Genomic DNA, 9,714 nt, shown 5'->3' with positions numbered 1-9,714 from the left:
CGCTGCTGTCAACACCTCTTTTTCAACTCCCTGCGGGCTTCGATGAACTGAAGCCATCACTGTCGAAACTTACTTAACTCGTTGATTACCAAAGAGTTTTCCGTTTCGACTGCGCCGGAAGTGGGGCGAATTATAGAGATCTGAAATTCGCCGTCAATACTTAATTTCGATTTATTCGGATTTCAGCGTAATACGCGCAAATGCCTTCTTGCCAGCCTGGCATACATGGGTCGCACCCAGCGCATATACAAAGGAGCGATCAACAACCTCGCCATCTACACGCACGCCGCCAGAGCCCAAGAGATCCCGAGCCACAGCCGAGTTCTTCACCAGACCTGCCTTATTAAGAACAGCCGCGATTGGCATATCTTCGGTAGCAGCCAGCTCGATCTCAGGCAAATCATCCGGCAGCTCACCATCCTTCATACGGTTGCCTGCGGCACGGTGAGCATTGGCCGCAGCCTCTTCACCATGGAAACGCGCAACAATCTCTTCAGCCAGCTTGATCTTGATATCACGCGGATTGGCACCCGCCTCCACGTCAGCGCGCAAAGCATTGATCTCATCCATGCTGCGGAAACTGAGCAATTCGAAGTAGCGCCACATCAACGCATCAGGAATCGATACCAACTTGCTGTACATCACGCCAGGCGCTTCCTGGATACCGACATAGTTGCCCAGAGACTTGGACATCTTCTTCACGCCATCCAGCCCTTCGAGCAATGGCATGGTCAAAATGCACTGAGCTTCCTGACCGTAACCACGCTGCAGCTCGCGCCCCATCAGCAGGTTGAACTTCTGATCGGTACCACCCAACTCTACGTCCGCACGCAGAGCAACCGAGTCATACCCCTGAACCAGTGGATAGAGGAACTCGTGAATGGCGATAGGCTGGTTGGTCGTGTAGCGCTTGTCGAAGTCGTCGCGCTCGAGCATCCGCGCCACGGTGTACTGCGAAGTCAGGCGAATGAAGTCGGCCGGCCCCATCTTGTCCATCCAAGTGGAGTTGAATGCCACCTCGGTTTTGGCAGGATCGAGAATCTTGAACACCTGAGTCTTGTAGGTCTCGGCATTCTCCAGAACCTGCTCACGGGTCAACGGAGGACGCGTCGCGCTCTTGCCGCTCGGATCACCAATCATTCCGGTGAAGTCGCCGATCAGGAAGATCACCTGATGCCCCAGCTCCTGGAACTGGCGCAACTTGTTGATAAGCACGGTGTGACCCAAGTGCAAATCCGGCGCGGTCGGATCGAAGCCTGCCTTAATACGCAGTGGCTGGCCACGCTTGAGCTTTTCGATCAGCTCGGACTCGACCAACAGTTCTTCCGCACCACGTTTGATCAGCGCTAGCTGCTCTTCAACCGACTTCATAACAGACCCGCAAGGCTCAGATTCAAAGGGACCCAACCATACAAGAACGCGCGTCAAATACAAGGTTTGCCCGGCGCACGGACACCAATCCGCGAACAGAGTGTCCGTGGACTTGCTTCGATGATGATTTGGTTATATTTTATACAGTTATTTCATATTCATCATGTCATTCATCTTTTCCAATTCATCTTTTTTCAAAGTCAAACATTACTCATGACCAAAGAATCGTCTAAAGCGCCACCGCTTTACCCGAAGACCCACCTGCTTGCTGCGAGCGGCATCGCTGCCCTTCTGAGCCTGGCGCTTCTGGTATTTCCTTCCAGTGATGTTGAAGCCAAAAAGACAACCCTGAGTCTTGAACTGGAAAGTCCTGCTGAACAACTGACACAAGATCAAGACGCTGCCGAAGCCGTTCAAGCCACAAATGAGCCGACCGAGTCCCCTTTCGCACAGATCGACAACGGCGCAGAAGAGACCTCGGAAACCGCTCAGGCCGCCCCTGCACCGGTCGTCGAAGAAAAGAAGGCCCCAAACCACAGGGAAGTGATCGTCTCCAAGGGAGACACCCTTTCCACCCTGTTCGAGAAAGTAGGCCTGCCGGCCACTTCGGTGCATGAAGTGCTGGCCAGCGACAAGCAGGCCAAGCAGTTCAGCCAGCTCAAGCACGGACAAAAACTGGAGTTCGAGCTGAGCCCGGACGGCCAATTGACCAACCTGCACAGCAAGGTCAGCGATCTCGAAACCATTACCCTGACCAAGAACGACAAGGGTTATACCTTCAACCGCATCACCGCCAAGCCGACTGTGCGTTCTGCCTACGTACACGGCGTGATCAACAGCTCGCTTTCGCAGTCCGCCGCGCGCGCCGGCCTGTCCCACAGCCTGACCATGGATATGGCCAACGTGTTTGGCTATGACGTCGACTTCGCCCAGGACATTCGCCAAGGTGACGAATTTGATGTGATCTACGAGCAGAAAGTGGTCAATGGCAAAGCCGTCGGTAACGGTCCGATCCTGTCCGCCCGCTTCACCAACCGCGGCAAGACCTACACCGCCGTGCGTTACACCAACAAGCAAGGCAACAGCAGCTATTACACCGCTGACGGCAATAGCATGCGCAAGGCGTTCATTCGGACTCCGGTGGACTTTGCGCGCATCAGCTCGAAGTTCTCGATGGGCCGCAAGCACCCGATCCTGAACAAGATACGCGCTCACAAAGGTGTGGACTACGCAGCTCCGCGCGGTACGCCAATCAAGGCCGCCGGCGACGGCAAGGTGCTGTTGGCGGGTCGCCGCGGCGGTTATGGCAACACCGTGATCATCCAGCACGGCAGCACCTACCGTACGCTCTACGGCCACATGCAGGGCTTCGCCAAAGGCGTCCAGACCGGTAGCAATGTCAAACAGGGCCAGGTAATTGGCTACATTGGCACCACCGGCCTGTCCACCGGACCGCACCTGCACTATGAGTTCCAGGTGAACGGCGTACACGTCGATCCGCTGGGCCAGAAGGTGGCAATGGCCGACCCTATCTCCAAAGCCGAACGTGCACGTTTCCTGGCGCAGAGCCAGCCGCTGATGGCGCGCATGGACCAAGAGAAAGCCACCAAACTGGCTTCGAGCAAGCGTTAAGCCATGGCGCTCTATATAGGTGTGATGTCCGGGACCAGCCTTGACGGCCTGGACATTGCGCTGATCGAGCAGGCCCCGGCAATCCGGCTGATTGCCACGCACTACATTCCCATGCCCGACTCCCTGCGCACTGAGCTTCTTGGCTTGTGCGCCAGCGGCCCCGATGAGATTGCCCGCTCCGCCATCGCCCAGCAGAACTGGGTCAAACTGGCGGCACAGGGCATTCACAGCCTCCTGACCCAACAACACCTCAGGCCCGAAGACATTCGCGCGATCGGCAGCCATGGGCAGACCATTCGCCACGAACCGGCGCGAGGCTTCACGGTGCAGATCGGCAACCCGGCGCTATTGACCGAGCTGACCGGAATCACGGTGGTCAGCGACTTCCGCAGCCGTGACGTCGCTGCCGGCGGCCAGGGCGCGCCTCTGGTTCCAGCCTTCCACGAGGCCCTGTTCGAGGAACAGACCGGCAATCGCGCCGTATTGAACGTCGGCGGCTTCAGCAATCTCAGCCTGATCGAGCCAGGCAAGCCAGTCGCGGGCTTTGATTGCGGACCGGGCAACGTGCTGCTGGATGCGTGGATTCATCAGCAACGGGGCGAGAACTACGATCGCGATGGCCAATGGGCCGCCAGCGGCAAGGTCGAACCGATCCTGTTGAAAGCCCTGCTCAGCGATCCATTCTTCAGCACCAAGGGCCCGAAAAGTACCGGCCGCGAAGTATTCAACCTGCCATGGCTGACGCAGCATCTCGCGCAGCTACCGGCCATCGCCGCCAACGACGTACAGGCAACGCTGCTTGAGCTGACCGCATTGACCATCATCGAGTCGCTGCAGAGCGCTCAGGCCCACACGCAAGAATTGCTGGTCTGCGGCGGTGGCGCTCACAACACCACGCTGATGAATCGCCTGGCCAGCCTGCTGCCCAATGCGAAAGTCAGCAGCACTTCCGCCTATGACGTGGACCCGGACTGGGTCGAAGCCATGGCCTTTGCCTGGCTCGCCCACTGCTGCCTTGAAGGCATCGCAGCCAATCGCCCGAGCGTCACCGGCGCCCGCGGCTTGCGCGTTCTGGGCGCCATCTACCCCGCCTGAACGTCAGACAGCAAAACGCCGCATGACCGTGAGGCCATGCGGCGTTTTGCTGATACAGGTGCGCTGATCAGATCGAGAACGAAGAACCGCAACCACAGGTCGTGGTCGCATTCGGGTTCTTGATGACGAAACGCGAACCTTCCAGACCTTCCTGGTAATCCACCTCGGCACCTGCCAGGTACTGGAAGCTCATTGGATCGACTACCAGACTCACACCTTCGCGCTCGACGATGGTGTCGTCATCGGCCACTTCCTCATCGAAAGTGAAGCCATACTGAAAACCTGAACAACCGCCGCCCGTAACGAATACGCGCAGCTTCAAGCGATCATTCCCCTCTTCATCGACCAGGCTCTTCACCTTGTGCGCAGCACCGTGGGTGAATTGCAAAGCCGTGGGGGTGAAGGATTCGACGCTCATGCTGACTATCTCCCGGCGCTACGCCGTCATATTGCGTGATGACGCGCATTATCCGCTTGTCCTAGAAAATCGGTCAACTATTGTTATGGTATATCAACCAACCCAATCGTCGGCCCGGAATGCAAAAAGGCCCGTTCAACGGGCCTTTTGCTGTGCGCAGTAAAACCTTAAGGCAGCATGCCGGCGTGGGACAGGCCCAGACGCTCATCCAGGCCGAACAGGATGTTCATGTTCTGAACTGCCTGACCCGACGCGCCTTTGACCAGGTTGTCGATTACCGACAGCACCACCACCAGATCACCCTCCTGCGGACGGTGCACCGCGATACGGCAAACGTTGGCACCGCGCACGCTGCGGGTTTCCGGGTGGCTGCCGGCTGGCATCACGTCGACGAACGGTTCGTTGGCATAACGCTTTTCGAACAGCGCCTGAAGGTCGACCGAGCGATCCACGACGGTCGCGTAGAGCGTCGAGTGAATGCCGCGAATCATCGGAGTCAGGTGCGGAACGAAGGTCAGGCCGACGTCCTTACCTGCAGCACGGCGCAAGCCCTGGCGGATTTCCGGCAAGTGACGGTGCCCCTTGACCGCGTAAGCCTTCAGGCTCTCGGAGGTCTCGGAGTACAACGAACCTACAGCCGCACCGCGACCGGCACCGCTGACGCCGGACTTGCAGTCAGCGATCAGGCGCGAAGCATCCGCCAGACCGGCTTCGAGCAACGGCAGGAAACCCAACTGGGTCGCGGTCGGATAGCAACCCGGTACAGCGATCAGGCGTGCCTTTTTGATCTGCTCGCGATTGACTTCCGGCAGACCGTAGACCGCCTCGTCCAGCAGCTCTGGCGCGCCATGCGGCTGGCCGTACCATTTGGCCCACTCGTGCGCATCCTGCAGACGGAAGTCCGCAGACAGATCGATGACCTTGGTCCCGGCCGCCAGCAATTCACCCGCCAGGGCGTGAGCAACGCCGTGAGGCGTCGCAAAGAACACCACATCGCACGCGCCCAGGGTCTTGATGTCCGGAACGCTGAACGCCAGGCCGTCATAGTGGCCTCGCAGGTTCGGATACATGTCGGCCACGGCCATGCCGGCCTCGGATCGGGAAGTGATGACTACCACTTCAGCTTGCGGATGTTGCGCCAACAGACGCAGCAATTCGACCCCGGTGTAACCCGTGCCGCCGACGATACCGACCTTGACCATAAACCTGCCCTCAACGAACCCACTGGAAAGCCGTCGATAATAGGGGCCGCGCGCGCCTGCGACAACCGGCAAGGTGACGTGCGGACGCTCAAGCCTCTACTATCCCGGCTACCGTGAACCTGGGGATAACCAAAAATGCTTTATCTGTGGCTAAAAGCTTTTCACATCATCAGCGTCGTATGCTGGTTTGCCGGCCTGTTCTACCTGCCGCGCCTGTTCGTTTATCACGCGCAAAGCGAGGATAGCGTCAGCAAGGAGCGCTTCAGCATCATGGAGCGCAAGCTCTATCGCGGCATCATGGGCCCGGCGATGATCGCGACCCTGATCTTCGGCGGCTGGCTGATCAGCCTCAATCCAAGCGCCTATTTCAGCCAAGGTGGCTGGATGCATGCCAAGCTGACTCTGGTGGCACTGCTGATCGGCTACCACCATATGTGCGGCGCACAGGTGAAGCGGTTTGCCCGTGGCGAGAACACCCGCAGCCATGTCTTTTATCGCTGGTTCAATGAAGTGCCGGTTGTGTTTTTGCTGGCTATCGTAATTCTGGTCGTCGTGCGGCCGTTCTAAATCCAACAAGCATTAGTCACCGGGGGTATTCCAATGTCGCTGCCCGCTTTGCTCGATCATCGTTTGCGCCTGCCCGTGGTAGCGGCGCCGATGTTCCTGATTTCCAACCCGCAACTGGTCCTGGCCTGCTGCCGCAACGGCGTGGTGGGCAGTTTTCCAGCGCTCAACCAACGCGAAAGCAGTGGCTTCAAGGCATGGCTGGAAGAAATCGAAGCGGGCCTGGCGACGCTGGAAAATCCCGCGCCGTACGCCGTGAACCTGATCGTCCACAACAGTAACCCGCGATTGCAGGCCGATCTCGAGATCTGCATCGAGCACAAGGTGCCGATCGTGATCACCAGCCTGGGCGCGGTGAAAGAAGTGGTCGATGCGGTGCACAGTTATGGCGGCCTGGTATTCCACGACGTCACGACCCGCCGCCATGCCGAGAAAGCCGCCGAGGCCGGCGTGGATGGCTTGATCGCCGTCGCCGCGGGAGCAGGCGGACATGCCGGGACCTGGAGCCCGTTCTCGCTGATCGCCGAGATCCGCCAGTTCTTCGACAAGACCTTGCTGCTGGCCGGCTGTCTGAACCACGGCCACGAGATTCTCGCCGCGCAACTGCTGGGTGCGGATCTTGCCTACTTCGGCACACGCTTTATCGGCACCGCTGAAAGTCATGCGCCGGACGCCTACAAGGAAATGCTGCTGAGCTCCAAGGCCGCGGACATCATTCACACGCCAGCGGTATCGGGCGTTCCGGCGAGCTTCATGCGCCAGAGTCTGGAAGCTGCGGGTTTCGACATGCTGGCCCTGCAAAACAAGGGCGAGGTCAACTTCGGCTCCAAGCTCAAGCCGCTGAGCGATGAAGCCAAAGCCTGGAAAACCGTATGGTCGGCCGGTCAAGGTGTCGGTGAAATCGATGACTTGCCGAATGTCGATGAACTGGTGGCGCGTCTCGACAGCGAGTATCGCAAGGCGTTGGAACAAGCCACGCAACTTCAACAGCGCTGGCCACGTTGAAAGAATCGGGTCGGCTTCAGCGGCCGGCCCTACAATCCATGGATTCAAACCTTCGCGACAAGGATGCCTGGGCAATGAGCGACAACCGCTTCAACATCGTTTTCGACGGCACGCTTTTACCGGGCGTTGATATCAATACCGCCAAACTCAACATCGCAGCGCTGTACAAAAGCGATGTCGCTGCCGTCGAGCGCCTGTTCAATGGCCATGCGGTAGTACTCAAGCGAGACCTGACGCAGTCCGACGCACAGGCATATCTGCAGGCCCTGAAGAACGCCGGCATCGATGCCCGGGTCGAGCCCGTAACGTTGATCGAGCTCAATCTGTCCGACGTTCACCAGCCCTCGCCCGTCGCCACTCCCGAAGAGCCCGATTCACCCTACGCGCCACCGCAAGCCAGGGTCGGCGAGCAGTTGGCCGAGTTCGCCACGCTCAAGCCCTTCGGTGTGGAAGGACGGATCGGCCGTCTGCGCTTTCTGGCGTGGTCGATGGTGTTGAGCCTGGTGGCGATCGCTGTGATTAGCGTATTCGCCGTGGTGGGATTGGCGCTGGTCAGCACCGATTCGACCGCAGGGCTGATCATCGGCGGTTTTCTGGCGTTCATCCTGTGCATCGTGTTCATCATTGCCAGCGTCATGATCACCGTTCAGCGTCTGCATGACCTCGGCTGGTCCGGATGGCTCTGGCTGCTGAACCTGGTGCCCTTTGTAGGCAGTTTCTTTCCGCTTGTGATGATGGCGATGCCCGGCAACCAAACAGCCAACCGTTATGGCGCTCCACCGCCACCCAACAGCACGGCGGTCAAAGTGCTGTCATCGTTGTGGGTGGTGCTGCTCGCACTGATCATCGTCGGCGCACTGGCGGGTGGTATTTCCGCTATTCAGGACGAGTATGAAAATACCCTCGAAAGCAGTTACCAGAGCAGCTCGCAGATCACCGAGGAAATCGAGGTGCAAGCTCAATCCCCGGCAAATTCAGCCGATGATGCAGCCGAACAAGCCCAGCCACCTGTAGACTCTGCGCAAGAATGAACAGCGCTCCCTGCCCGTGACACCTGCGATGCGGCGCGCTGCTGTTGCGATGGAGAACTGCATGACCCGTTACGCTCTGATCACTGGCGCTTCCAGCGGCATCGGCCTGGCGATGGCCGAAGCGCTGGCCCGGCGCGGCCGCAGCCTGATACTGGTGGCCCGACAGCGTGATCAGCTGGAAAGTATCGCGATGGAACTGACCCAACGTTTCGGCGTGGAGGTCCTGTTCCGCGCCTGCGACCTGAGTGAGCCCCTGCGCCTGTCCGGCTTTCTGCTGGAACTGGAAGAAGGTGACCGGCAGATCGACTTGCTGGTGAACTGCGCCGGTATCGGTACCTGCGGCCCGTTTCTGGGGCTGGACTGGATGACCGAGCAAGACCTGATCGAAGTGAACATCCTGGCCCTGACCCGTCTGTGCCATGCCATTGGTAACAGCATGGCGCTGCACGGTGGCGGGCAGATCCTGAACGTCGCTTCGGTTGCGGCCTTCCGCCCGGGGCCGTGGATGAGTACCTATTACGCCAGCAAGGCGTATGTGCTGCACTTCTCCGAAGGCCTGCGCGTGGAACTGAAAAAATGCGCGGTGAAGGTTTCGGTGCTGTGCCCCGGGCCGACCCGCACCGGTTTTTTCCGCACCGCGCAGCTGAACGCAGACAAACTGGCCGACAGCAAGATGCTGATGAGCCCGGAAGAAGTCGCGCTCTATACCGTTCGGGCACTGGAAAAGAATCGCGCAATCATTATTCCCGGACGGCGCAACCGCTGGCTCGCCGCCCTGCCCCGCTTCGGTTCGCGCTGGCTGATCCGGACAATCACCGGCATGGTTAACAAGTCTTATTGCCCGCGCTGAGCGGGTGACTGGCAAAAAGCTGGGCTCGGGCATGCCCCGTGAGTACACTCAGGCCAGCCCAAACAACGGAGAAAACTGCTGTGGATACTCTGTTCACCAAGATCATCAACCGGGAAATCCCGGCGAAGATCATTTACGAGGACGACCAGGTACTGGCCTTCCACGACATCGCCCCACAGGCACCGGTGCATTTTCTGGTGATTCCGAAAAAACCGGTGCGCACCCTGAACGACCTGACCGAGGACGACAAGGCTCTGGCTGGACACATTCTGTTCACCGCCCAGCGCCTGGCCCTGGAACTGGGCTGTGAAAAGGGTTTCCGCGTGGTCATGAACTGCAATGAAGAAGGCGGCCAGACCGTCTATCACATTCATATGCACGTGCTCGGCCAGCGCCAGATGCACTGGCCACCGGGCTGATCAGACGCCCCACTGCTGGCGATGAACGTCAACGATCACGCGTGTTTGCAGAAAACACCGTTGCCGTGGAACACATCGCCAGCAAGCGCCCTCAAACGGAAACATCCCCGCCGCACAATGACCCGAG

General features: G+C 59.0%; 10 protein-coding genes. 7 read left to right on the top strand and 3 right to left on the bottom strand.

Going from position 1 to position 9,714, the window contains the following annotated elements; translation table 11 throughout:
- Window positions 1-171 precede the first annotated feature (171 nt).
- Window positions 172-1,371 (bottom strand): tyrosine--tRNA ligase, encoded by a 1,200-nt coding sequence (tyrS, locus tag HNO86_RS19620; RefSeq protein WP_175378586.1) that lies wholly within the window; start codon window positions 1,369-1,371, stop codon window positions 172-174.
- 213 nt (window positions 1,372-1,584) lie between these two features.
- Between tyrS and HNO86_RS19615 the strand changes: the two genes are divergently transcribed.
- Window positions 1,585-3,003, top strand: a complete 1,419-nt coding sequence (locus HNO86_RS19615; protein ID WP_175378585.1) for a peptidoglycan DD-metalloendopeptidase family protein — start codon at window positions 1,585-1,587, stop codon at window positions 3,001-3,003.
- 3 nt (window positions 3,004-3,006) lie between these two features.
- A complete protein-coding gene (locus HNO86_RS19610; protein WP_175378584.1) occupies window positions 3,007-4,098 on the top strand; it encodes an anhydro-N-acetylmuramic acid kinase in 1,092 nt (363 codons plus the stop codon).
- A gap of 67 nt (window positions 4,099-4,165) precedes the next feature.
- Here the strand turns inward: HNO86_RS19610 and erpA are convergent, their stop codons facing one another.
- Together erpA and argC are read right to left on the bottom strand one after the other, a co-directional pair.
- Window positions 4,166-4,516: an iron-sulfur cluster insertion protein ErpA gene (erpA, locus tag HNO86_RS19605; protein WP_007906865.1), complete on the bottom strand. Its 351-nt coding sequence runs from the start codon at window positions 4,514-4,516 to the stop codon at window positions 4,166-4,168.
- 167 nt (window positions 4,517-4,683) lie between these two features.
- On the bottom strand, window positions 4,684-5,718 hold the full coding sequence (gene argC, locus HNO86_RS19600; RefSeq protein WP_175378583.1) for an N-acetyl-gamma-glutamyl-phosphate reductase: 1,035 nt from the start codon (window positions 5,716-5,718) through the stop codon (window positions 4,684-4,686).
- Between the two features lie 135 nt (window positions 5,719-5,853).
- Here argC and hemJ point away from each other — a divergent pair, with 135 nt between their 5' ends.
- The 5 genes from hemJ (at window position 5,854) to HNO86_RS19575 (ending at window position 9,587) form a co-directional block, all read left to right on the top strand.
- Window positions 5,854-6,285 (top strand): protoporphyrinogen oxidase HemJ, encoded by a 432-nt coding sequence (gene hemJ, locus HNO86_RS19595; RefSeq protein ID WP_175378582.1) that lies wholly within the window; start codon window positions 5,854-5,856, stop codon window positions 6,283-6,285.
- A gap of 33 nt (window positions 6,286-6,318) precedes the next feature.
- Window positions 6,319-7,287 (top strand): nitronate monooxygenase family protein, encoded by a 969-nt coding sequence (locus HNO86_RS19590; RefSeq protein ID WP_175378581.1) that lies wholly within the window; start codon window positions 6,319-6,321, stop codon window positions 7,285-7,287.
- Window positions 7,288-7,361: 74 nt separating this feature from the next.
- Window positions 7,362-8,318, top strand: a complete 957-nt coding sequence (locus HNO86_RS19585; protein ID WP_175378580.1) for a DUF805 domain-containing protein — start codon at window positions 7,362-7,364, stop codon at window positions 8,316-8,318.
- A 61-nt stretch (window positions 8,319-8,379) separates the two neighbouring features.
- A complete protein-coding gene (locus HNO86_RS19580) occupies window positions 8,380-9,168 on the top strand; it encodes an SDR family oxidoreductase (protein ID WP_175378579.1) in 789 nt (262 codons plus the stop codon).
- An 80-nt stretch (window positions 9,169-9,248) separates the two neighbouring features.
- Window positions 9,249-9,587, top strand: coding sequence for a histidine triad nucleotide-binding protein (locus HNO86_RS19575; RefSeq protein ID WP_008027110.1), 339 nt, complete (start codon window positions 9,249-9,251; stop codon window positions 9,585-9,587).
- Window positions 9,588-9,714: the final 127 nt, after the last annotated feature.

Source organism: Pseudomonas sp. C1C7 (genome assembly GCF_013359595.1).
In the GTDB taxonomy this organism is placed as follows: domain Bacteria; phylum Pseudomonadota; class Gammaproteobacteria; order Pseudomonadales; family Pseudomonadaceae; genus Aquipseudomonas.
The sequence above is the reverse complement of the archived record's forward strand: the minus strand, read 5'-3'. Positions and strand labels throughout refer to the sequence as shown.

Coding starts and splice junctions, on each gene's coding strand:
- argC (WP_175378583.1), bottom strand. CDS start 5,718: ATGGTCAAGGTCGGTATCGTCGGCGGCACGGGTTACACCGGGGTCGAA.
- erpA (WP_007906865.1), bottom strand. CDS start 4,516: ATGAGCGTCGAATCCTTCACCCCCACGGCTTTGCAATTCACCCACGGT.
- HNO86_RS19590 (WP_175378581.1), top strand. CDS start 6,319: ATGTCGCTGCCCGCTTTGCTCGATCATCGTTTGCGCCTGCCCGTGGTA.
- HNO86_RS19615 (WP_175378585.1), top strand. CDS start 1,585: ATGACCAAAGAATCGTCTAAAGCGCCACCGCTTTACCCGAAGACCCAC.
- HNO86_RS19585 (WP_175378580.1), top strand. CDS start 7,362: ATGAGCGACAACCGCTTCAACATCGTTTTCGACGGCACGCTTTTACCG.
- tyrS (WP_175378586.1), bottom strand. CDS start 1,371: ATGAAGTCGGTTGAAGAGCAGCTAGCGCTGATCAAACGTGGTGCGGAA.
- HNO86_RS19580 (WP_175378579.1), top strand. CDS start 8,380: ATGACCCGTTACGCTCTGATCACTGGCGCTTCCAGCGGCATCGGCCTG.
- HNO86_RS19610 (WP_175378584.1), top strand. CDS start 3,007: ATGGCGCTCTATATAGGTGTGATGTCCGGGACCAGCCTTGACGGCCTG.
- hemJ (WP_175378582.1), top strand. CDS start 5,854: ATGCTTTATCTGTGGCTAAAAGCTTTTCACATCATCAGCGTCGTATGC.